Annotated in this window: 19 protein-coding genes; 12 read left to right on the plus strand and 7 right to left on the minus strand. The window is 60.0% G+C overall.

Annotation, left to right across the window (positions count from 1 at the left end; translation table 11 throughout):
* Positions 1-442 precede the first annotated feature (442 nt).
* The 3 genes from P3G59_RS23745 to hmpA all read right to left on the minus strand — a co-directional run bounded on the left by P3G59_RS23745 (position 443) and on the right by hmpA (position 2,958).
* The gene (locus P3G59_RS23745; RefSeq protein ID WP_277759198.1) at positions 443-952 is read right to left on the minus strand and encodes a disulfide bond formation protein B; all 510 of its coding nucleotides are present in this window, start codon (positions 950-952) and stop codon (positions 443-445) included.
* Positions 953-977: 25 nt separating this feature from the next.
* Complete coding sequence (locus P3G59_RS23750) at positions 978-1,538, minus strand: ester cyclase (RefSeq protein ID WP_277759199.1); 561 nt, start codon at positions 1,536-1,538, stop codon at positions 978-980.
* A gap of 238 nt (positions 1,539-1,776) precedes the next feature.
* Positions 1,777-2,958 (minus strand): NO-inducible flavohemoprotein, encoded by a 1,182-nt coding sequence (gene hmpA / locus P3G59_RS23755; protein WP_277759200.1) that lies wholly within the window; start codon positions 2,956-2,958, stop codon positions 1,777-1,779.
* A gap of 164 nt (positions 2,959-3,122) precedes the next feature.
* Between hmpA and norR the strand changes: the two genes are divergently transcribed.
* From norR to P3G59_RS23780, 5 genes are all read left to right on the plus strand, one after another.
* Positions 3,123-4,682, plus strand: coding sequence for a nitric oxide reductase transcriptional regulator NorR (norR, locus tag P3G59_RS23760; RefSeq protein ID WP_277759201.1), 1,560 nt, complete (start codon positions 3,123-3,125; stop codon positions 4,680-4,682).
* Positions 4,683-5,008: 326 nt separating this feature from the next.
* On the plus strand, positions 5,009-5,911 hold the full coding sequence (locus tag P3G59_RS23765) for a chemotaxis protein (RefSeq protein WP_008084803.1): 903 nt from the start codon (positions 5,009-5,011) through the stop codon (positions 5,909-5,911).
* Positions 5,912-5,938: 27 nt separating this feature from the next.
* Positions 5,939-6,397, plus strand: coding sequence for a GNAT family N-acetyltransferase (locus P3G59_RS23770; RefSeq protein WP_277759202.1), 459 nt, complete (start codon positions 5,939-5,941; stop codon positions 6,395-6,397).
* A 156-nt stretch (positions 6,398-6,553) separates the two neighbouring features.
* A complete protein-coding gene (locus P3G59_RS23775; RefSeq protein WP_277759203.1) occupies positions 6,554-6,880 on the plus strand; it encodes a hypothetical protein in 327 nt (108 codons plus the stop codon).
* An 83-nt stretch (positions 6,881-6,963) separates the two neighbouring features.
* Positions 6,964-7,713, plus strand: coding sequence for a YkgJ family cysteine cluster protein (locus P3G59_RS23780; protein WP_277759204.1), 750 nt, complete (start codon positions 6,964-6,966; stop codon positions 7,711-7,713).
* A 114-nt stretch (positions 7,714-7,827) separates the two neighbouring features.
* Here P3G59_RS23780 and P3G59_RS23785 read toward each other — a convergent pair whose 3' ends face one another.
* From P3G59_RS23785 to P3G59_RS23800, 4 genes are all read right to left on the minus strand, one after another.
* Positions 7,828-9,417, minus strand: a complete 1,590-nt coding sequence (locus P3G59_RS23785; RefSeq protein ID WP_277759205.1) for a PAS domain-containing methyl-accepting chemotaxis protein — start codon at positions 9,415-9,417, stop codon at positions 7,828-7,830.
* A 151-nt stretch (positions 9,418-9,568) separates the two neighbouring features.
* Positions 9,569-9,808, minus strand: a complete 240-nt coding sequence (locus P3G59_RS23790) for a hypothetical protein (protein WP_250606249.1) — start codon at positions 9,806-9,808, stop codon at positions 9,569-9,571.
* A gap of 111 nt (positions 9,809-9,919) precedes the next feature.
* Positions 9,920-10,225: a type 1 fimbrial protein gene (locus tag P3G59_RS23795; protein WP_277759206.1), complete on the minus strand. Its 306-nt coding sequence runs from the start codon at positions 10,223-10,225 to the stop codon at positions 9,920-9,922.
* A 275-nt stretch (positions 10,226-10,500) separates the two neighbouring features.
* The gene (locus tag P3G59_RS23800) at positions 10,501-10,863 is read right to left on the minus strand and encodes a DUF6124 family protein (RefSeq protein WP_277759207.1); all 363 of its coding nucleotides are present in this window, start codon (positions 10,861-10,863) and stop codon (positions 10,501-10,503) included.
* A gap of 1,062 nt (positions 10,864-11,925) precedes the next feature.
* Here P3G59_RS23800 and P3G59_RS23805 point away from each other — a divergent pair.
* The 7 genes from P3G59_RS23805 to P3G59_RS23835 all read left to right on the plus strand — a co-directional run bounded on the left by P3G59_RS23805 (position 11,926) and on the right by P3G59_RS23835 (position 21,982).
* Entirely contained in the window at positions 11,926-13,083 is a 1,158-nt protein-coding gene (locus P3G59_RS23805) for an efflux RND transporter periplasmic adaptor subunit (protein ID WP_277759208.1), read from the plus strand.
* The gene (locus P3G59_RS23810; RefSeq protein ID WP_277759209.1) at positions 13,080-16,181 is read left to right on the plus strand and encodes a multidrug efflux RND transporter permease subunit; all 3,102 of its coding nucleotides are present in this window, start codon (positions 13,080-13,082) and stop codon (positions 16,179-16,181) included. Before P3G59_RS23805 ends, P3G59_RS23810 begins: the two co-directional genes overlap by 4 nt.
* A gap of 8 nt (positions 16,182-16,189) precedes the next feature.
* Positions 16,190-16,867 carry a heavy metal response regulator transcription factor gene (locus tag P3G59_RS23815; protein ID WP_007916978.1) on the plus strand — a complete coding sequence of 226 codons (678 nt, stop codon included), beginning with the start codon at positions 16,190-16,192 and terminating at the stop codon, positions 16,865-16,867.
* The gene (locus P3G59_RS23820; protein WP_277759210.1) at positions 16,857-18,221 is read left to right on the plus strand and encodes a heavy metal sensor histidine kinase; all 1,365 of its coding nucleotides are present in this window, start codon (positions 16,857-16,859) and stop codon (positions 18,219-18,221) included. Before P3G59_RS23815 ends, P3G59_RS23820 begins: the two co-directional genes overlap by 11 nt.
* A gap of 311 nt (positions 18,222-18,532) precedes the next feature.
* Positions 18,533-18,754 carry a hypothetical protein gene (locus tag P3G59_RS23825; protein ID WP_277759211.1) on the plus strand — a complete coding sequence of 74 codons (222 nt, stop codon included), beginning with the start codon at positions 18,533-18,535 and terminating at the stop codon, positions 18,752-18,754.
* 197 nt (positions 18,755-18,951) lie between these two features.
* Positions 18,952-20,268, plus strand: coding sequence for an OprD family porin (locus P3G59_RS23830; protein ID WP_277759212.1), 1,317 nt, complete (start codon positions 18,952-18,954; stop codon positions 20,266-20,268).
* 208 nt (positions 20,269-20,476) lie between these two features.
* Positions 20,477-21,982 carry a sensor domain-containing diguanylate cyclase gene (locus tag P3G59_RS23835; protein WP_277759213.1) on the plus strand — a complete coding sequence of 502 codons (1,506 nt, stop codon included), beginning with the start codon at positions 20,477-20,479 and terminating at the stop codon, positions 21,980-21,982.
* Positions 21,983-22,123: the final 141 nt, after the last annotated feature.

Genomic DNA, 22,123 nt, shown 5'->3' on the forward strand with positions numbered 1-22,123 from the left:
CAACAATGCGTCGCCATTTTTGCAAAAGTTCCACATGTTATCGAAATAGATTCTCAACAAAAACACCAAAAAATGTAGGTGTACCCGCGTCAGTTCAGACAGCTCCGAAGGCTATTTCCGAACGTTGGAACAGCGCAAAGCCCGATAACCCAAGGCTTTTGGCCATATACCCGCGCTTGTTAAAACTGCCTGCTCTGGCACTTGCGTGCTAAAGCCGAAAAACCGCGAAACTGACCAATCCTTTTTTGTAACAACGGCCGATTCCGGGTCATCGAAGCGGCCTGCGACACCACGTATGTGACAACATGTCGCACACCTGCCACACCCTCCCTTGCCGTCCGTCACGGTGTTTTCACCCACACTCTGAAATGCAAAACGCCTCGATTGGCTGATCCGCAAATCGAGGCGTTTTCTGTATCGGCCAGACAGCCGAATAGTTGACTCAGCGCAATGCTTTTCGGTTACGCGAGGTCAGCAGCGGCACCAGAATCACCACCAGCACGAACGCCACCAGTGCCCATTGCGCCAGCGACAGACCGAGGATCGGCGGGTACGGCGTCGAGCAGAAACCGTCGACCTGAAAGCCCAACGGGAAGATCTTCGCCAGCGGCAGATCATCGACAATCGGCTGCAGCACATCGATGCCGCAACTCACCGCCGGATAGAACTGGGTGTAGACGTGATGCCCGGCCACACCGGCACCGGCAATCGCACAAATCACTACCAGCACTTCAAATACGGTGATGCTGCGGCGCGTGCGCATGCCCGCGCCAATGAACGCGAACAGCGCGATCAACAGCAACGCATAGCGCTGCAAGATACACAGCGGGCACGGCGCTTCGCCGAGCACGATCTGCATGTACAGCGCACCACCGATCAGTGCCAGGCAGATGATGCCCAGCAACACCAGAAAGCGCCGTTCACGTCCCAGTCGAATCGTTTCCTCGCTCATCGCGTTTCCTTTATATGTCCATGGTTCAGCTGGCCGGCGGCTGCGCTTGCAGTTGCGCCATCAAGCTGATGTTGTCTTCGATATGCCAATTGGCCGCGATGCGACCCTTGTCGATCTGATAGATATCGGTTGCCCGGAAGTCTACACGCTGGCCCTGCCCTTTGAGAGCCTTGAACGTACCGCTGAAGTGTCCGCGAAAGTGCAGATGCACCACCACGCGATCACCGGCGATGATCATTTGCTCGATGTCGCAACTCAAGTCCGGCACCGCCGTGCGAAAGAACTTCGACGCCAGCAATGGCCCGGTCGGCCCCTGCACCCGGCCCTCGGGTGGCGTCTGGTCGACAAATTGCGGCGACAACGCCGCCATGGCCAACGCCTCCTCACCGGAATTCCAGAAACTGCCATAGCGCCGCGCGGCCAGTTCCATGGCTTCTGCCTGCGCCTTGGGCAGGCTCTGATCGACGATCAGGGTCTGCGGTTTTATCAGGGCAGATTCGGCAAAGGCCAACGGACTGGTCAGCAACGCGGCCGAAAGACCGATAGCTGTAAAGCTGAAACGACGGGCGAAGGTGAAGTGCGACATGGGGGCGATCCTGATCATGTAAACGAACGAGCGCCTATCATCAGCATCGGGGAATAAACGATAAACCGGTTAAGAAACGATTAACCTTTAAACAGAATTTAAGAATCGAGACCGTATAACGGCCTTCGCGAGCAGGCTCGCTCCCACATTGGATCTGCGTCGAACACAAATACTGTGAACCACACAAACCCATTGTGGGAGCGAGCCTGCTCGCGAATGAAGGCAACTCGACTCTGGCTTATTCCAAAGCAGAAGCCGGCCCGAAGAACTCATAACGGCTCTGCTGCTCCGGCACACCCAGCGCTTTCAGATGCCGCTTGATCGCGCCCATGAAGCCCTTCGGCCCAAGGAAGTAAGCGTCGACATCACGCTGCTGCGGCAACCACTCGCCTAACAACGCCTGACTCAACATCCCGACCTTGTCCGCCGCCGGGCTCACGCCGTCATCTTCGGCGTAGCAATAAAAACGCTTGAGTTGCGGATGACGCTCAGTCAGGTCGTCAATCCAGTCACGGAACGCGTGGACGCTGCCATTGCGCGCGCAGTGGATAAAGTGCACCGGACGTTCGGTCTGCAGCGCCGCTTCAAGCATCGCCAGGGTTGGCGTGATGCCGACGCCGCCACTGATCAGCACCAACGGCTTGTCACTCGCGGTCAAAGTGAACTCACCCGATGGCGGAAACAGTTGAATGCTCGCGCCGACGTGCAATTGATCGTGCAAGTGATTGGACGCACGGCCACCCGGTTCGCGCTTGACGCTGATGCGGTACTGACCGTTGTTCGCCAGTGCCGACAGCGAGTAATTGCGACGGATTTCTTCGCCATCGAGGATCAGCTTCATGCCGATGTACTGACCCGGCTCGGCTGCGAGGATCGGGCCTTTGTCGGCCGGTTCGAAGTAGAACGAAATAATTTCCGCGCTCTCCTCGACCTTGGCCGCGACGATGAACTCACGCGCCCCGCGCCAGCCGCCGACGGCGTGTTCTTTCTGGTCGTAGATCGCGGTTTCGGCGCCGATCAGGATGTCCGCCAGTTGCCCGTACGCTGCGCCCCAGGCGCTCATTACTTCGGGCGTAGCGATCTCTTCGCCAAGCACTTCGGAAATCGCCCGCAGCAAGCAGGTGCCGACAATCGGGTAGTGTTCCGGAAGGATCTGCAGGGCGACGTGCTTGTTGATGATCTTCGCCACCAGATCGCCCAACTGGTCGAGCTGATCGATGTGCCGCGCGTACATCAATACACCGTTGGCCAAGGCACGAGGCTGGTCACCGCTGGCTTGGTGCGCCTGATTAAACAGCGGGCGCACTTCAGGGTATTCAGAGAGCATCATGCGGTAGAAGTGAGTGATCAGCGCTTCACCGCCGCTTTCCAGCAGAGGCACGGTGGATTTGACGATGGCACGATCCTGGACGCTAAGCATAACAATGACTCCTGAGCTTTCTTGAAAAGTTACCTTAGGCTTATCAGGTTCCGTGCCAAATAATTTATCCATATAAATCAATCGCTTGAAAATATCGTAGTCATAAAGACTCAAAGGCCTTTATAGTCATCCCGACTACATCTTGTCTCTTTGACTACAAGACCATGACTGCCAAATCCCTGCTCACTGCGCTACTGCCTCTGGTCTCCGACCTGTCCCGCGAACTGCCCGAGGGCGAGCGTTACCGACGCCTGCTCGAAGCCATGCGCGCCCTGCTGCCCTGCGATGCGGCGGCGTTGTTGCGTCTCGACGGCGAAGCGCTGGTGCCGTTGGCGGTGGACGGTTTAAGCACCGACACTCTCGGCCGGCGCTTCAAGGTCAGCGAGCATCCGCGCTTCGAGATTCTGCTGAGCGGGGCCGGGCCGACGCGCTTCGCCGCCGACAGCGACTTGCCCGATCCTTATGATGGCCTGGTCGACGGCCTCGACGAGCATCTCGAAGTTCACGATTGCCTCGGCTGTCCGTTGTTTGTCGATGAAAAACTCTGGGGCCTGATCACCCTCGACGCCCTCGACCCCGAGCGTTTTGAGCCGATCGAACTCGACGCCCTGCAAGCTTTCGCCAGCCTCGCCTCGGCCACGGTCAACGCCGCCGAACGCATCCAGCGCCTGGCCAATCGCGCAGAAGACGAGCACCAACGCGCCGAGGTTTATCGCCAAGCCAGCGGCCAGCAGAACCGCGAGATGATCGGCCAGAGCAAAGCGCTGAAGAAATTGGTAGAAGAGATCAATCTGGTCGGCGGCAGCGATCTGACCGTGTTGATCACCGGCGAAACCGGCGTCGGCAAAGAGTTGGTGGCCCAGGCGATTCATGCCGCTTCACCGCGCGCAGACAAACCGATCATCAGCCTCAACTGCGCCGCCCTTCCCGACACGCTGGTAGAAAGCGAGCTGTTCGGCCATGTGCGCGGCGCCTTCACCGGCGCTACCAGCGACCGTCGCGGCAAGTTCGAACTGGCCAATGGCGGCACGCTGTTTCTCGATGAGGTCGGCGAACTGTCGCTGACCGTGCAGGCGAAATTGCTGCGCGTTTTGCAGAGCGGTCAGTTACAACGCTTGGGCTCGGACAAGGAGCATCAGGTCGATGTGCGCCTGATTGCCGCGACCAACCGCGACCTGGCGGAAGAAGTGCGCAGCGGTCGCTACCGTGCCGACTTCTATCATCGCCTCAGTGTGTACCCGCTGCGCGTGCCGGCGCTGCGTGATCGCGGCCGCGATGTGTTGCTGCTCAGTGGTTTCTTCCTCGAACAGAACCGCTCGCGCATGGGCCTCAACAGCCTGCGCCTGAACAACGACGCTCAGGAAGCACTGCTCGCCTACACCTGGCCGGGCAACGTGCGTGAACTGGAACACTTGATCGGACGCAGTGCGTTGAAAGCGCTGGGTGACTGCAAGGTGCGGCCGAAGATTCTGAGTTTGAGCGCGGCGGATCTGGATCTGCCGCGCGAGGTTGTGGATAACTCGGTTGAGACGGTTGCCGGTGTTGTACCTGAGATGCCGCTGATCAGCGGGGATCTGCGCAGTGCGACCGAGCAGTATCAGCGGCGTTTGATCAGTGCGGCGCTGGCGCGCAATCAGGATAACTGGGCGAGCGCGGCGCGGGAGTTGGGGCTGGACCGGGCGAACCTTGGGCGGATGGCCAAGCGGTTGGGGATGAAGAGCTAAAAGCACACCCTCACCCTAACCCTCTCCCAGAGGGAGAGGGGACTGATTGGGGGATATTGCAGACTTCCGCCGACGTGAACGCTCTTTTCTGAATCCATAATCGACTCGGTCATTCAGGTCGATGTACAACGCCAGACACCTCGGTCGGCTCCCTCTCCCTCGGGGAGAGGGCTGGGGTGAGGGGCTGTGTTCGAGAGAACAACGATCAACTCAAGCCGACTACCCGACAACTAACCTAAAGCCCAACCTTTTGACGCCGATAACCCGGCATCAATAGTTTCTGGCGATTTGCACCCTCGCCCACCACCTTTCCACAGAAGGTTCATATGTCCTCCACCAAAGCCCGCGCAGACTCACTTTCGCTTCTGCTGTTTACCTTGCGCAGCGGCAAGTTGATGGCGATCAACCTGCTGAAAGTCAGTGAAATCATCCCCTGCCCGCCGCTGACCAAACTGCCGGAATCGCACCCGCATGTGAAAGGCATCGCCACGTTGCGCGGCGCCTCGCTGTCGGTCATCGACCTCAGCCGCGCCATCGGCGAGCGCCCGCTGGAAGATCCGAATGGCGGCTGCCTGATCGTCACCGACGTCAGCCGCTCGAAGCAGGGTCTGCACGTGCAGGCGGTGAGCAAAATCGTTCATTGCCTGACCACCGACATCAAACCGCCGCCATTCGGTTCCGGAGGCTCGCGCGCTTACATCACGGGCGTGACCTCGGTGGACGGCACATTGGTACAGGTGTTGGATATCGAAAAGGTTATCCACAGCATCGCCCCGGCGCAGATCGAAATGGCCCCGACCGACCTGACCATGGAAGACGCCGAAGTGCTCGGCAACGCGCGTATTCTGGTGGTCGACGACAGCCAGGTGGCGCTGCAGCAATCGGTGCACACCCTGCGCAACCTCGGCCTGCAATGCCACACCGCGCGCAGCGCCAAGGAAGCCATCGACTGCCTGCTTGACCTGCAAGGCACCGCGCAGCAGATCAACCTGATTGTCTCCGACATCGAAATGTCCGAGATGGACGGCTACGCCTTCACCCGCACCCTGCGTGAAACGCCGGACTTCGCCCATTTGTACGTGCTGCTGCACACTTCGCTCGACAGCGCGATGAACAGCGAGAAAGCGCGCCTGGCCGGGGCGAACGGCGTGCTGACCAAGTTCTCCTCGCCGGAACTGACCCACTGCCTGATCGAAGCGGCCAAACACGTCGCGGCACACGGTCACTGAGTCTTGGCCGAGAAATATTGTTTTCTGATGCGGCGCGATCTGACCAAGGACGCGCCGGACGCTCTTGTACCTGAAGGCATTGAACTGCGCACGTACTCCGTCGAACTGGCGGCGGACGTGCACGACTTGATGCAACTCGGCTATCGCGAAGGTGGCGGCCGGGTGCCGGCGCTGGACGTTTGGCAGCAGCAGTTCGAAACCGATCCTGAATACGATCCGAGCCTGTGCTTTGTAGCACGCGATGGCGAAGGCGTGGTCGGCGTGGCGCAATGCTGGACCAGCGCCTATATCAAGAATCTGGTGGTGCATCCGCGCATGCAGGGCCGAGGATTGGGCCGGGCGTTGTTGCTCAATGCATTCAAAGTGTTTCAGCAACGGCGCGAAGGGTTCGTTGACCTGAAGGTGCTGGAAGACAACCGGCGGGCGCAGCGCTTGTATGAAAGTGCCGGGATGTACGTAGTCCGCCGGGAGTTGGTGCCGGACTGATTAAAGTCAAAAGATCGCAGCCTTCGGCAGCTCCTGCAGGGAGCCGCATATCCGTGTAGGAGCTGCCGAAGGCTGCGATCTTTTAGCGGTGTCCCAGGCAACAAAACTCTTTAGGCAGACTCCAACCTTGGCCACCCACGATCAAGGACGCCGACCATGAAAGCCCTAACCGCAAGCCTGCTCTGCCTCACCGCCCTCACCTCCCAGGCCCAAGCCTCCAGCCCCGATGCCTGGGCCGCCTACGACAAAACCGTGCTCGCCAGTTGCACCAAGGCCAGCGGCCTGAAAAACGCCAAACCGGTCGGCACCCCCGCACAATTCGACGACCGTGTCGGTTATACCGCCGTCTTGCTGCAAGGCCAATACCCGCAAAAACACATGAAAGGCCAGCAAGGCACCGAGCTGTGTCTGTACAACAAAACCTCGAAAACCGCCTTCGTCACCGAGTGGGACTCGATCCGCCCGACCGGCAAAACCCGTTGAGTGGCGCATAACTTGCTTCGATCCGCGTCTGTGCGGTGGTTTTCCGCCACCGTTTCACACCCTGATTGAAGACAGATCGCTCAATGAATACGACGTTTTCCTGCGTAGGCTGCGGCAAATGCTGCACCGACCATCATGTCCCGCTGACGTTGGCCGAAGCCCGCATGTGGGCGGCGGATGGTGGTCAGGTGATTGTGCTGGTGGAGGCTTTTCTCGGAAACGGACTGGGTTTGCCGACGCAGCAACGTGAGCATGCCGAACGCCGTTCGGCGGTGGTGCGCAGTGGCGCAACGGATGCCCATGTGGCTATCACCTTCGCCGCGTACAACGTCGGCCCCTGCCGGAATCTTGACGAAGACAAGCTGTGCCGGATCTACGAGCGGCGGCCACTGGTGTGTCGAATCTATCCGGCGGAAATCAACCCGCACATCCCGCTCAACCCTGCCGCCAAGGATTGCCCGCCGGAGTCTTGGGAACAAGGGCCGGTGTTGATTGCCGGGGGCGAGTTGGTTGATCAGGAACTGGTTGAATTGATCCAACGCTCGCGCCAGGCCGATCGCGATGACATCGGTGTCAAAGACGCGATTTGCGCGATGCTCGGGATTCGCACCACGGCGTTGAAGGGTGACGGGTTTACCGCGTATTTGCCGAATATGGATGCTTTTGCGGCGGTGATTGATCAGGTAACTGCCCAGCCGCTGAGCACTGCGCCGAGTGAATGGTTGTTTCATTTGTCTGGGGATGATGTGGCCGGGCAAGTGCTGGCGGCCGGGGCGCAGGTGGTGACGGAGCCGGCGCAGACGTATGCGTTTATCTCGCTGCGGGCGGCTTGATCCAGAAACTACATCGCGGCTGATGGCCCTTTCGCGAGCAAGCTCGCTCCCACAGGGGATCGCATTTCAACTGTGGGAGCGAGCTTGCTCGCGAAGAGGCCTTTGCAGGCAACATCAATCCCGAACCTGCCGCCGCCCCCAGAACTCCCGCGCCAACAACCGCAAATCCCCCGCCAGCCCCGCCACATCCTCGGAGTTGCGCTGACTCTGCCGGCCTTCATCCACCGTCACCTCGCACGCCGTGCGGATGCTGACGATGTTGCGATTGATGTCCTCGCTGACCGCACTCTGTTGCTCCACCGCTGCAGCAATCTGCAGGCTCATCTCGGTGATCTGCTCGACCCGCTCACTGATCCCGCTCAGCGCCCGCGCCGCGCGTTGCGCCTGCTCGACACTGTTATCCACATGCTCGCTGCTTTGCTGCATGACCAAGACCGCATCGCGCGCACCGTTTTGCAGGGTGCTGATCATCCGCTGAATCTCGTTGGTCGATTGCTGCGTACGCTGCGCCAGCCCTCGAACTTCATCCGCGACCACCGCAAATCCACGCCCGGCATAACCGGCGCGTGCCGCCTCGATTGCCGCGTTGAGCGCCAGCAGATTAGTCTGCTCGGCGATGCTGCGAATCACTTCCAGCACCCCGGAAATTTCGCTGCTATGCCCCTCAAGTTGATGGATCACCTCGGTCGCCCGGCGCAACTCCTCAGCCAGACGCAACACCGCACTGCGACTTTCGCCCACCAGCAAGTACCCTTCACGGGTTTCCGTACCGGCCATGTCTGCCGCTACCGAGGCCTGCTGCGCATGACTGGCCACCTGCGCTACGCTGGCCGCCATCTGATGAATCGCCGCCGCGACCTGATCGGTTTCTGCCTGTTGAGCGAGTGAACTGGCGTGACTGCTGTGCAGATGATCGACCAATTGCGTGGCATGTCCGGCCAACTGTTGCGAGGCATCGCCGATGCGCCCGACCACTGCGCCGACCTGCGCCTCAAGCATCTGCAGGGCGAACTCGATCTTCCCGAACTCGTCGCGCCGCCCGGTGTAAATGGCTTGGCTCAAGGGGTTGTCCGCCACGGTGCGCGCACGTTCAGTCAGTTGCTCCAGCGGTCGCAGAATCCAGTGCACGCCGAAAGCGCAGAGAACACTGCCGACGACAAATGCCACGCCGTGCAGCCAGGCGAATTCCGGCCGCAACCAGGACTCGGCGCCCAACCCAACACCCAGCAACACACTGGCCAACGCCGTGATCTTCGCCCGCACACCGATGTTTGGCCCCCGCCACCGCGCCCTTCGCTCACCCCGCAATTGCGCATAGGCCCGCTCTGCCGCCGCGACCAACCGCGCATCCGGCCGCGTACGCACCGACTGATACTCCACCGCCACGCCGTTCTGCGTCACCGGTGTGACATAGGCACTGACCCAGTAGTGATCACCATTTTTGCAACGATTCTTCACCAGCCCCATCCACGAACTCCCGCGCTTGAGCGTCTGCCACATATGCGCAAACGCCTGCGCCGGCATGTCCGGGTGACGCAGCAGGTTATGCGGGGTCCCGAGCAATTCGTCACGGCTGTAACCGCTGATCTTGATGAAGTCGTCGTTGGCGTAGGTGATCGCGCTGGTCAGATCGGTGGTCGAGAGAATGTTCGCGTCCAGCGCCACATCGACATTGCGGCCGGTGACCGGGAGATTGATCTTCATGGGAAAGCGCGCTCGTTTTATTGGAAAGAGTCGGCAGGGCTGCTGACTCTAAGCGCACCAAATGGTGAAACGTTGATCTGGCTCAGGAACTGAGCACTTAGCCATCACTGTGACTGAAAATCACAGCAATGGCCGCAGGCGGGATTAAAACTCAGCGCTTGCCCATCGAGCGACGGGTGCCCGGCGGCGCCATGCCCGGGGTTTTGGTATGGCCGTTCTTGGCGCCGTTCTTGTACCACGGCTGGTTCGAGCCTTTGGCGGCGGCCAGTTCACCCGGTTTGAACGGGAACTTGAAGGCCGGGATTTCGGCTTTGGTTTCGCTGGTGTCGGCCAGTTCAGCCGAGACATCGCTCACGGCGTCGTCAACCGGCGGCAGGGTCGGGGAAGTCATAAAAGCTCCGGAAAGCAAAAAGTCGGGCCCGATCAGTGAGCCGCGAAGGCGCGCAGTATACCTGTGCGCCATGGCTCGGCACCTGAAGATTTGCAGCGCACGCCGAACGGTTTACAGGTAACTGATGATGACAATGCCTTTGTCGGTCGAGGTCTTCAGCGCTTCGTAGCGCATGGAAATCGGCAGCGACTGATGACTGCAGGCGTTGCGATCAGTGTCCACGTCAACTTTCACGCCGGGCTTGATTTCTATCTGGCGAGACTCACGATCAACAAACGCCCCGACCGGTCCGACCTGACAGCCCGGGTCAACAATTTGCCCGGTAAAGCGGATCTCACCGGATTGACTGGCCGGCGCGGCGAAGGCTGTGAGTGGAAGCAACAGAAGCACATACGGCAGAGCGGTTTTCAGCTTCATTTCAAGACACTCCCGGGGTGAGCGGCCCGGAGAACCCGGGCTACACAATGTTTATCCGCGTGCAGGGGCGGATCTTGAGAAGCGTAGTGGGCAAATAAGTCCCTGATTGGGACTGATCGGTCCCTTTTTGGGACTGCTTAACAAAAAATGGCCGTTAGAGATGGGGTGCCCAATCAGACGTCTTCGCGAGCAGGCTCGCTCCCACAGGGGGACTGCGTTTCAAACGGTGGGAGCGAGCCTGCTCTCGAAGCACGATGACGCGGTGCTCAGACGGATTACGTTTGTGGATCAACCCGATCCAGCGCCCGGTTTACTGCCAGCTCGGCGAGCATGACGATCTGCTGGATCGCCAGCGCCGTACTGCGCTGCGGACGACTGAGCTGATCAGCCAGATCAGCGGCCATGACATTGGCTGAAGCCAGCGATTCGCAGGCATGGGCGAGCAGGCTTTCGGTATCGATGTTCGGATGGATGATGAACATCGTACTGGGCTGACGCGGTTTGACCGGTTCGGGGCAGAGGTAGAAATCGAGGGCGCGCTTGATGGCTTCGCGGGTTTTGATTTGGTCGTCGGCGCGGATGGCGTCTTCGAGTGGGGTGGTGGGATCGCTGGGTGGATCGGGTACGGGCTTAGTCATTTACTCAGTCCTCACTGATTGGAGCCAACAATTACCGTTTCTCACGCGGCGAATTGGGTGGCAGCTACGTACGGGGTGAGAAACCGGGCAAGGACCAGTACAACCTCCGGCCGGACCGAAGTCCGCCCGTACATAGCCGCCATAAAAATGCAGGCAGCAATCAGCTGGCGCCGATTATGACGGTACTGGTATTGGAATAATACTTAGCCCGGGTTCTCACACCCGATCACCGAGTTTTCGGCGACAACCCAAGACTAGAGAGCGCACGTCCGACGGACAACCTGAAAACCTTGTGGGAAGGTTCTGGTTATTTGACACAAATTTAAACAGCCAAAAGCCAACCTTCTCCCAAAGGGAGAGGGGACTGACCGAGGTGTTTGGGTGAGGTACGCCGACGTGAAATACCGAGCCGAACTCAGATTATGAAACAGATCAAAAGCCCCTCACCCTAGCCCTCTCCCGGAGGGAGAGGGGACTGAACCGAGGTGTTTGGAAGAGCTACGCCGACGTGAAATACCGAGCCGAATTCAGATTCTGAAAAGCCCACAAATCGGCTCCCTCTCCTTGGGGAGAGGGCTGGGGTGAGGGGTGAATCCAACACCGAACAAAAGCCGACCGCATGCATGCTCTTCACCACTCAACAGGATGAGCGTTAGCTCGGCTGCAGCTCTTGATCTTGATCCACGGGCGACGTCGGAAGGCTGAGCGGAGGGATTGATCCGGGCGTGGGAGCGCAGCGACCGTTTGGCGAAGCCAAACACAGCGAGAGGAGGTGCAGCGAAGCAAACCGTAGGCGCTGCGCCCGGATCGATCCCGGAGCGAAGGAACCCCGAGCCCCAGCGAGCGGGCCGAACGTAGGAGCAAGCCTTTTTGGTTACTTTTTCGGCGTCTGGAAAAAGTGACCCGCCGTAAGGGCGGAACCGTAATCAGCCACACCCGCACCAACGGATAAACACACAGAGAAAACTGACAGCGCTGACAGCCAGCCGTCACCCTCCTGACCCCCAAACAAGTTTATAAAGACCCTAACCCTGCCCAAACTCCGTCCGGCGCCGACTTCGCATGCGAATCCAAAAGAACAAAGCCCTGCTAGCCCTAGTGATCGTCCTGGCCGCCGCAGGCACATGGTGGGCAATGAAACCCGCCCCGACCAAACTCGCCACCCCCACCGCCATCCCCGTGCGAGTCATCGCGGTCAGCGAAAAAGACGTCCCCCGCTACACCAGCGGCATCGGCTCCGTACTCTCCCTGCACAGCGTCGTAGTACGCCCCCAGATCGACGGCATCCTCACCAAAATCCTCGTCAAAGAAGGCCAACTCGTCAAAGCAGGTGACCTGCTGGCCACCATCGACGACCGCTCCATCCGCGCCAGCCTCGACCAGGCTCGCGCGCAACTGGGCGAAAGCCAGGCGCAACTGCAAGTCGCCCTGGTCAACCTCAAACGCTACAAACTGCTCACCGTCGACGATGGCATCTCGAAGCAGACCTACGACCAGCAACAAGCCCTGGTCAACCAACTCAAAGCCACCGCCCAAGGCAACCAGGCCTCCATCGATGCAGCGCAGGTACAACTTTCCTACACGCAGATCCGCTCCCCCGTCACCGGCCGCGTCGGTATTCGCACAGTCGACGAAGGCAACTTCCTGCGCATGACCGACACCGCAGGCCTGTTCACCGTCACCCAGATCGACCCGATCGCCGTCGAATTCTCCCTGCCTCAGCAAATGCTGCCGACCCTGCAAGGCCTGATCAGCGATCCGCAACGCGCACAGGTCAAGGCCTACATCGGCGCCGACACCGACGGCGAAACCGGCAACCTGCTCGGCGAAGGTCACCTGACCCTGATCGATAACCAGATCAACGCCAACACCGGCACCATTCGCGCCAAAGCCGAATTCGACAACGCCAGCCAGAAGCTCTGGCCCGGCCTGCTGGTCACGGTAAAAATTCAGACAGCCCTCGACAAAGATGCGCTGGTCGTCCCGCCCACCGTCGTACAACGCGGTCTCGACCAACACTTCGTTTACCGAGTGAAGGGCGACAAGGTCGAAGCCGTGCAAGTGCAGATGGTTTATCAAGGCAGTGGCCAGGACATCATCAAAGGCGTGCAGGCCGGTGACGTGCTGGTCACCGACGGCCAGTCGCGACTCAAACCCGGCTCGACCGTGCAAGTCATGACCGAGCCGGCGCAGGTGGTGCAAGCGGAGCCGAAACCATGAAGGCACACAAAGGCGTCTCGACGTGGTGTATCGATCACCCGGTCGCCACCATTCTGTTGACCATCGCACTGGTATTGGTCGGCGCAATTGCCTTCCCGCGTTTGCCAATCGCCCCACTGCCGGAAGCGGAATTTCCGACGATTCAGGTGTCCGCGCAGTTGCCTGGCGCCAGCCCCGACACCATGGCCTCTTCCGTGGCCACACCGCTGGAGGTGCAATTCAGCGCCATCCCCGGCATGACCCAGATGACCTCGAGCAGCGCGCTGGGCTCAAGCCTTTTGACCCTGCAATTCACCCTCGATAAAAGCATCGACACCGCTGCGCAAGAAGTACAAGCGGCGATCAACACCGCCGCCGGCAAGCTGCCCAAGGACATGCCAACGCTGCCGACGTGGAAGAAGGTCAACCCGGCCGACAGCCCGGTGCTGATCCTCAGCGTCAGCTCGACGCAAATGCCCGGCACCGAACTCAGCGACCTGGTGGAAACCCTGCTCTCACGTCAGATCAGTCAGATCGACGGCGTAGGCCAAATCAACATCACCGGTCAGCAACGTCCGGCGATCCGCGTGCAAGCCTCGGCGGACAAACTCGCGGCGATCGGTCTGACCCTTGCCGACATTCGTCTGGCGATCCAGCAAACCAGCCTCAACCTCGCCAAAGGTGCGCTGTACGGCGAATCGAGTATCTCGACACTGTCGACCAACGACCAGTTGTTCCACCCCGAGGACTACAGCCAACTCATCGTTTCCTACAAGGATGGCGCCCCGGTTCACCTGCGCGATGTCGCCAAAGTCGTCAACGGTTCGGAAGATGCCTACGTGCAAGCCTGGGCCGGTGACCGACCGGGCGTGAACCTGGTGATCTCGCGCCAGCCCGGCGCCAACATCGTCGAGACCGTCGACCGCATTCAAGCCGCCCTGCCCGGCCTCGAAGCGATGCTGCCGGCGTCGGTGCAGGTGAAAACCCTGATCGACCGCACCCAGACCATTCGCGCCTCGCTGCACGAGGTCGAGATCACCCTGTTGATCGCGATTCTGCTTGTGGTCGCGGTGATGGCGCTGTTCCTGCGTCAGTTGTCGGCGACCCTGATTGTTTCAGCGGTGCTCGGCGTATCGCTGATCGCGAGTTTCGCTTTGATGTACCTCCTTGGGTTCAGCCTGAACAACCTGACGCTGGTGGCGATCGTCGTCGCGGTCGGCTTCGTCGTCGACGATGCGATCGTGGTGGTGGAAAACATCCACCGGCATCTGGAGGCCGGCGACGACATGCGCGAAGCGGCGATCAAGGGCGCCGGCGAGATTGGCTTCACCGTGGTCTCGATCAGTTTCTCGCTGGTGGCGGCGTTTATTCCGTTGCTGTTCATGGGCGGTGTGGTCGGGCGACTGTTCAAGGAATTCGCCCTGACCGCGACTTCGACCATCATGATTTCCGTGGTGGTGTCGCTGACGTTGGCGCCGACGCTGGCCGCGCTGTTCATGCGCAAACCGGTGCATCACGCCAGCGATAAACCCGGCTTCAGCGAACGCCTGCTCGGCTGGTACGAGAGAGGTCTGCGCCGCGCCCTCGCCCATCAGAAACTGATGATTGGTGTGTTCGGTTTATCGCTGGCAATGGCCATCGGTGGTTACATCTTTATCCCGAAAGGTTTCTTCCCGGTGCAGGACACCGGTTTCGTCCTCGGCACCACCGAAGCTGCGGCGGATATTTCCTACGGCGACATGGTGAAAAAACACTTGGCCATGGCCGAAATTGTCGCCGCCGACCCGGCCGTGCAGGCGTTTTCCCACTCGGTGGGTGTCTCCGGCAGCAACCAGACCATCGCCAACGGCCGCTTCTGGATTGCCCTGAAAAAACGCGGCGACCGTGATGTTTCCGCGAGCCAGTTCATCGACCGCATCCGCCCGCAACTGATGAAAGTCCCCGGCATCGTTCTCTATCTGCGCGCCGGTCAGGACATCAACTTAAGCTCCGGCCCGAGCCGTGCGCAGTACCAATACGTACTGAAGAGCAACGACGGCGCGACCCTCGCCACCTGGACGCAACGCCTGACCGAAAAACTGCGCAGCAACCCGGCGTTCCGTGACATTTCCAACGACCTGCAACTGGGCGGCAGCATCACCCACATCAGCATCGACCGCAGCGCCGCCGCGCGTTTCGGCCTGACCGCGAGCGATGTCGACGAGGCGTTGTACGACGCCTTCGGCCAGCGGCAGATCAACGAATTCCAGACCCAGGTCAACCAGTACAACGTGATTCTGGAACTGGACACCAAACAACGCGGCAAGGCCGAGAGCCTCAACTACTTCTACCTGCGTTCGCCGTTGAGTGGCGAGATGGTGCCGCTGTCGGCGCTGGCCAAGTTCGATGCACCGACCATTGGCCCTCTGTCGATTGCCCATGACGGCATGTTCCCGGCCGCTAACCTGTCGTTCAACCTGGCGCCCGGCGTGGCGTTGGGTGATGCGGTGATTCTGCTCAATCAGGCCAAGGCCGAGATCGGCATGCCGACGGCGATCAGCGGCAATTTCCAGGGCGCGGCGCAGGCGTTCCAGAGTTCGCTGGCCAGTCAGCCGTGGCTGATTCTGGCGGCACTGGTGGCGGTGTACATCATTCTTGGCGTGCTTTATGAAAGCTTCGTGCACCCGCTGACAATCATCTCGACGCTGCCGGCGGCGGGCCTTGGCGCAGTGATCATGCTGTGGATCTGCGGCCAGGACTTTTCGATCATGGCGTTGATCGGGCTGGTGTTGCTGATCGGTATCGTCAAGAAAAACGGCATTCTGATGATCGACTTTGCCCTGGAAGCCCAGCGACACCGAGGCCTGTCGCCGCAGGATGCGATTTTCGAAGCATGCATCACGCGGTTCCGGCCGATCATCATGACCACCCTTGCCGCCCTGCTCGGCGCCCTGCCGCTGATGCTCGGTTACGGCACCGGCGCCGAGCTGCGCCAGCCGCTGGGCATCGCGGTGGTCGGCGGTTTGCTGGTCAGCCAGATGCTGACGCTGTTCACCACGCCGGTCATATACTTATGGCTTGAGCGGCTGTTCCATCGGCCCAAGCCAGAACCTTTGCCGGCACTGGCAACCACAGACTGAGGCGGGTCATGCGCGTTCTGATTATCGAAGACGAGGAAAAAACCGCGGACTATCTGCACCGCGGTCTGACGGAACAGGGTTACACCGTGGATCTGGCCCGCGACGGCGTCGAGGGCCTGCATCTGGCGCTGGAAAGCGACTACGCGGTGATCGTCCTCGACGTCATGTTGCCGGGCCTCGATGGCTTCGGCGTGTTGCGCGCGTTGCGTGCGCGCAAGCAGACCCCGGTGATCATGCTCACCGCCCGCGAGCGCGTCGAAGACCGGATCAAGGGCCTGCGCGACGGCGCCGACGATTACCTCGGCAAACCGTTCTCCTTCCTCGAACTGGTCGCGCGTCTGCAAGCGCTGACCCGGCGCAGCGGCGGCCATGAACCGGTGCAGGTGAGCATCGCCGACCTGTGGATAGATCTGATCAGCCGCAAGGCCACCCGCGCCGGCACGCGCCTGGATCTGACCGCCAAGGAGTTCTCGCTGTTGAGCGTGTTGGCCCGCCGGCAAGGTGAAATCCTCTCGAAAACCGCGATTGCCGAGATGGTCTGGGACATCAATTTCGACAGTGACGCCAATGTCGTCGAAGTCGCGATCAAACGCCTGCGCGCCAAACTCGACGGGCCGTTCGACGAGAAACTGCTGCACACCATTCGCGGCATGGGTTATGTGCTGGAGAGCCGTGGTGTCCAGTAACTCGATTGCCCTGCGCCTGAGCGGCATGTTCACGCTGGTGGCGCTGCTGGTGTTTCTGTTGATCGGCGGTGCGTTGTATCAGCAGGTGGACAAGGGCTTGGGCTTGTTGCCGGAAGCCGAACTGGATGCGCGTTACAGCGTGCTCGAATCAGCGCTCAATCGCTTCGGTACACCGGAGCATTGGGTGAAGATCAACGCCAAGTTGAAGCTGCTCGGCGAAGAGGACAAACGCATTCGGTTCTGGGTGGTGAGTGGTGATCCGGGTTACGAATACGGTCAGCCGGATGCTGCAATTCGTGCCTTCGCCAAAGGCCCGCTGGGCATGCATGACATGCAATTGGCCGATCATCCTTATCCGCTGAAAGTGCTGCTGACCGAGCTGCCAGCCAAGGACCAGCGCCCGCCGCTGCGCTTCATGATCGGCATCGATACCGAGACGTTCCATGAGACTCAACACAACCTGTTGATCGCGTTGATCGGGCTGGCGATTGTCGGTGTGTTGATGGCTTCGGCACTGGGTTACTGGGTGGCGCGGATCGGTCTCAAACCGCTGATCAAGCTGTCCCACGAAGCGCAACGACTGGCACCACCGCTGCGGGCCGGACGCTTGCGTTTGTCACCACTGCCGCCGGAACTTGAGCAGTTTGTCGACTCGTTCAACTCGACGCTGGAGCGGGTTGAACAGGCCTACTCGCGGCTGGAATCGTTCAACGCCGACGTCGCTCATGAGTTGCGCTCGCCGCTGACCAATCTGATTGGCCAGACCCAGGTGGCGCTGACCCGCGGACGCTCTGCCGAACATTATTTCGAAGTGCTGCAATCCAATCTGGAAGAGCTGGAACGGCTGCGCTCGATCATCAACGATATGCTGTTTCTGGCCAGTGCCGACCAAGGCAACAAGGCGACCAAACTCACTTCCACGTCGCTGGCCGATGAGGTGGCGACGACCCTGGAGTATCTGGATTTCATTCTTGAAGACGCACAGGTTCAGGTGCAGGTCAGCGGTGATGCGCAGGTGCAGATCGAGGTCGCGCATTTGCGTCGGGCGTTGATCAACTTGCTGAGCAACGCGGTGCAGCACACCGGGCCGGGTCAGGTGATCGAGGTGCGCATCGAGGTTGAAGCGCATCAGGTGAGTATCGGTGTGGCCAACCCCGGCTCGCCGATTGCCAGCGAGCATTTGCCACGCTTGTTCGAGCGTTTTTATCGGGTGGATGCGTCGCGTAGCAACAGCGGTAATAACCATGGCTTGGGGCTGGCGATCGTCAAGGCGATTGCGCTGATGCATGGCGGGGATGTGTTTGTGCGCAGTGATCGCGGGATGAATACCTTCGGGATTTATTTGCCGGTCTGAAAAGCCCCTCACCCTAACCCTCCCGAAACGTCGGACCGCCCATAGGGAGAGGGGACTGACCGCGTTGTTCTTTCGAGTTACACCGACCTGAAAAATCCAGCCGAACTCAGGCCTTGAAAAGTATGGATATCTGCTCCCTTTCCCCCTCGCCCCCTTGGGGGCGGTCCGACGTTTCGGGAGGGCTGGGGTGAGGGGGTGACTTTTGCTTCTGCTGTAACAGTCATTTATGAAAATCACGCTGTTTCCCGACGCCCGGCAACCTTATCTTTGCCCGCACCAAACAGCACTCGCCAAGCGAGAAGGTTTTCAAGATGTCCAACAGTATGGGTATTGCCAGCGCATTCGTTTTGTCCTCATTGATCCTGTCGCCGATGGCGATGGCTGAAGAATCGCAGTCGTTCGTAGCGCACAACGCCGCTCGCGCGCAGGCCTACGATCAATATCAGGCCGACGTGATGGCCAAGGCGCAAGACGCCACGCAAGCCCCGCAGGCGGCGACTTCCCAGGCTCAAGCGTCCGAGAAAGACAGCTGAGTCGCGCACCGCGCCAACGTTTCCCTCGACGCGGTTGTTTGGCTCTTCCCGTTCAACCGTCGTCATTCCAGGCCGCTGCCTTTCAGCGGCCTTTTTTCGTTGTGGTCTGAAAGCCGTTTGGTTCGTCTGTAACAACAAGAAACATCAAGCCCCTCAGGACATTGAGGGGCCAGTTGACCCAAGGAGCTCCATCGCACGTGCGTTACCCAGTTCGCTTCACCCCGCTATTCATTGCAATTGCCGCAACGATTGCCCCTGCCGCTCACGCTGACGAGCCTGCCAAGGAAGGCTTTGTCGAAGGGTCGAGCCTCAACCTCAACGCCCGCAACTACTACATGAATCGCAACCGCTTGCAGAAAGCGGACGACAACATCGAGTGGGGCCAGGGCTTTCTCGGGGTTTTCCAGTCGGGATACACCGAAGGTACGGTCGGTTTCGGCATCGATGCCCACGCCATGCTCGGGCTGAAGCTGGATGGCGGTGGCGGCACCGATGGTTCGAGCATCCTGCCGGTCAGAGAGAATGGCGGCAAAGCGCCGGGGGCTTTTTCCACCGCAGGTGGCACGCTGAAAATGCGCGCCTTCGATACCGAGTTGAAGGCCGGTGACTTGTTCCTCACCAATCCGGTCATCGCTGGCGGTGATACGCGCATGCTGCCGCAGACCTTTCGTGGTGTGAGCCTGACCAACCACAGCTTCGACGGCTGGTTGATCGAAGGTGGTCAGGCGAGTTTCACCAAGCCGTACAACCAAAGCGGTCATACGCGTATTGGCACCTCGTATGGAACACTGGCGGATGGCGACGAGAGCCAGCACCTGAACTGGGCCGGCGTGGCGTGGAGCGGTGTCGAAGGCCTGACCAGCAGTCTTTATGCGTCCGAGCTGAAGGACATCTGGAACCAGTACTACTACGACCTCGACTACACTTGGCAGTTGAACGATCTGGTCAGCCTCAACCCGGGCCTGCATTTCTATCACACGCAAGACACCGGTGATGCGCTGCTGGGCACCATCGACAACAACACCTACAGCCTGCATTTCACCGTCGGCGTGGGTAGCCACAGCGTTACCGCCGCGTACCAGCGGGTCAACGGCAACACGCCGTTCGATTACATCAGCCAGGGCGACAGCGTTTATCTCGACAACTCGCAGCAGTACTCCGATTTCAACGGCCCGAACGAGCGCTCGTGGAAGCTTAAATACGCCTATGACTTCGCCGGTGTCGGCGTGCCGGGCCTGACCTCGTCTGTGTCCTACTCGCGCGGCACTGTCGACCTGACCAAGGTTGACCCCGACAGCAAAGGCTATTCCAACTGGTACAGTGCCGACGGCCGCAACGCCAAACACTGGGAACGCGATCTCGACTTGAAGTACGTCGTGCAGAGCGGCCAGGCCAAGGATCTGGCCGTGCACCTGCAATGGGCAACCAACCGTGGCGGCAACGGCTACGGCGTGATTGATTCGGACACAGATGAATACCGCGTAATCATCGACTACCCGATCAACGTCTTCTAAGATCGGCGCCATAACACCGTCTTGAATTCAGTGATGCACCCTGTAGGAGCGAGCCTGCTCGCGAAAGCGGTCTACCATTCGACATCCAGGTTGAATGACACAGCGCTTTCGCGAGCAGGCTCGCTCCCACATTGCGATGGTTTCTGGCTTTGGCAGCAGTGTTTGTGCAACTACGCTTATAAGACGCCCCCCAACCGACAGCCCAATCATGATCGCGAGCCGTACCCCACCTGTTGCGGGCAAGACCGGACGCCCCGAGTTGCTGCTGATCTGCGGCAGTTCGCTGACCGTGATCGCGATTCTGTGCATCGTCACCTTCCTGCTGATCCGCGAGCATGCCAACGCTCAGGAATCGGCGACCCGCAGCGCCACCACCATCGCCCAGCTGATCGACGCCGATGTGCTGCGCACCGTCGAGTTGTACGACTTGACCCTGCAAGGCCTGATCGCCGCTGCCCAGCGCGATGACCTGCAAGATGTCTCACCGCAGATCCGTCATCTGGCGCTGTTTGACCGCTCCACCACCGCGCGCTTCAAGGGCGACATTCTGTTGCTCGACAAGCATGGGGACGTGATTGCCGACTCCTCGCGGATCGAGCCGAAACCGGGCAACTTCGCCGACCGCGATTACTTCCTCGCCCACGCATTCAACCGCGACGTTGGCATGTTCATCAGCCGCCCGTTCAAGACCCGTTGCGACTGCGACGAGGCCAATCAGTGGCGAATCAGCTTCAGCCGGCGGATTTCCTCGGACACCGGTGAGTTCGCCGGCGTGGCCGTGGCGTCGATGAAACTCGACTACTTCGACCAGTTGTTCAACAGCCTCGACATCGGCAAAGACAGCACGTTGAACATCATCAACAGTGACGGCGTCCTGCTCGCGCAGAAGCCTTATCTGCAAAGCGATTCCATCGGCAAGAGCTTCGGCAACCGACCGAATGTCGTGCGAATCCTCGGGGACAAGGATGGCAGTGGCAGTTTCACCAGCACCTCGAGTATGGATCAGCAACAGCGCCTCTATACCTATTCGCGGGTCGGCAATCTGCCGCTGACGGTGATGGTCGCGCTGTCCAGCGACGAAGTGTTTGGCACCTGGCGGCGTACCGCGATTTTGATCAGTGGAGCCACAGGCGTGTTGTGTATGGGTTTGTTGTGGCTGACCTGGCTGCTGGCCCGTGAGTTGCGTTTGCGCCAACGGGCCGAGCGCGAGCTGGCGCAACTGGCCGCCACCGATGCGCTGACGGGCGTAGCCAATCGGCGCATGCTCGATCAGGCCCTGCGTCACGAGTGGTTCCGCGCCCAGCGTTCGGGCAAACCGATGTCGGTGATGATGATTGATGCCGATCACTTCAAGGCCTTCAATGACCGGCACGGGCATCAGGCCGGCGATCACGCATTAAGGAGGCTGGCCCACGTCATTACCGAGAATGTACGCCGACCGGCGGATCTGGTCGCACGTTATGGTGGTGAGGAGTTTTCGGTGATCCTGGCGGAGACCGATAGCCACGGCGCGCAGCAGATTGCCGAGCATATTCGGCAGGCCGTGGAGCAGTTGCCGTTGGTCGACGGGGCCGAGCGGCCGATGACCGTGAGTATTGGCATCGCGACGTGGACAGCGACGAGTGAGATGACGCTGGAGCAGTTGTTGTTTGCCGCGGACAAGGCGTTGTATCAGGCCAAGGAAGGTGGGCGTAATCGGGTGATTGTTTCTTAAGATCGCCGCCCTCGGCAGCTCCTACATTTGGAATGCGTCCCCCTGTAGGAGCTGCCGAAGGCTGCGATCTTTTGCTCTTTTAAAAAGCATAAAAAAAGGCCATCCGAGGATGGCCTTCAAAAAACTAGAGAGGTTTTTTAC

Source organism: Pseudomonas sp. A34-9, assembly GCF_029543085.1.
Lineage (GTDB): Bacteria > Pseudomonadota > Gammaproteobacteria > Pseudomonadales > Pseudomonadaceae > Aquipseudomonas.

Excerpts from the sequence above, each read along its gene's own strand:
- P3G59_RS23780 (WP_277759204.1), top strand. The coding sequence starts at position 6,964 with ATGAATACGACGTTTTCCTGCGTAGGCTGCGGCAAATGCTGCACCGAC.
- P3G59_RS23745 (WP_277759198.1), bottom strand. The coding sequence starts at position 952 with ATGAGCGAGGAAACGATTCGACTGGGACGTGAACGGCGCTTTCTGGTG.
- P3G59_RS23800 (WP_277759207.1), bottom strand. The coding sequence starts at position 10,863 with ATGACTAAGCCCGTACCCGATCCACCCAGCGATCCCACCACCCCACTC.
- P3G59_RS23790 (WP_250606249.1), bottom strand. The coding sequence starts at position 9,808 with ATGACTTCCCCGACCCTGCCGCCGGTTGACGACGCCGTGAGCGATGTC.
- P3G59_RS23795 (WP_277759206.1), bottom strand. The coding sequence starts at position 10,225 with ATGAAGCTGAAAACCGCTCTGCCGTATGTGCTTCTGTTGCTTCCACTC.
- P3G59_RS23810 (WP_277759209.1), top strand. The coding sequence starts at position 13,080 with ATGAAGGCACACAAAGGCGTCTCGACGTGGTGTATCGATCACCCGGTC.
- P3G59_RS23815 (WP_007916978.1), top strand. The coding sequence starts at position 16,190 with ATGCGCGTTCTGATTATCGAAGACGAGGAAAAAACCGCGGACTATCTG.
- P3G59_RS23785 (WP_277759205.1), bottom strand. The coding sequence starts at position 9,417 with ATGAAGATCAATCTCCCGGTCACCGGCCGCAATGTCGATGTGGCGCTG.
- norR (WP_277759201.1), top strand. The coding sequence starts at position 3,123 with ATGACTGCCAAATCCCTGCTCACTGCGCTACTGCCTCTGGTCTCCGAC.
- P3G59_RS23835 (WP_277759213.1), top strand. The coding sequence starts at position 20,477 with ATGATCGCGAGCCGTACCCCACCTGTTGCGGGCAAGACCGGACGCCCC.
- P3G59_RS23770 (WP_277759202.1), top strand. The coding sequence starts at position 5,939 with ATGCGGCGCGATCTGACCAAGGACGCGCCGGACGCTCTTGTACCTGAA.
- P3G59_RS23825 (WP_277759211.1), top strand. The coding sequence starts at position 18,533 with ATGTCCAACAGTATGGGTATTGCCAGCGCATTCGTTTTGTCCTCATTG.
- hmpA (WP_277759200.1), bottom strand. The coding sequence starts at position 2,958 with ATGCTTAGCGTCCAGGATCGTGCCATCGTCAAATCCACCGTGCCTCTG.
- P3G59_RS23775 (WP_277759203.1), top strand. The coding sequence starts at position 6,554 with ATGAAAGCCCTAACCGCAAGCCTGCTCTGCCTCACCGCCCTCACCTCC.
- P3G59_RS23750 (WP_277759199.1), bottom strand. The coding sequence starts at position 1,538 with ATGTCGCACTTCACCTTCGCCCGTCGTTTCAGCTTTACAGCTATCGGT.
- P3G59_RS23805 (WP_277759208.1), top strand. The coding sequence starts at position 11,926 with ATGCGAATCCAAAAGAACAAAGCCCTGCTAGCCCTAGTGATCGTCCTG.
- P3G59_RS23765 (WP_008084803.1), top strand. The coding sequence starts at position 5,009 with ATGTCCTCCACCAAAGCCCGCGCAGACTCACTTTCGCTTCTGCTGTTT.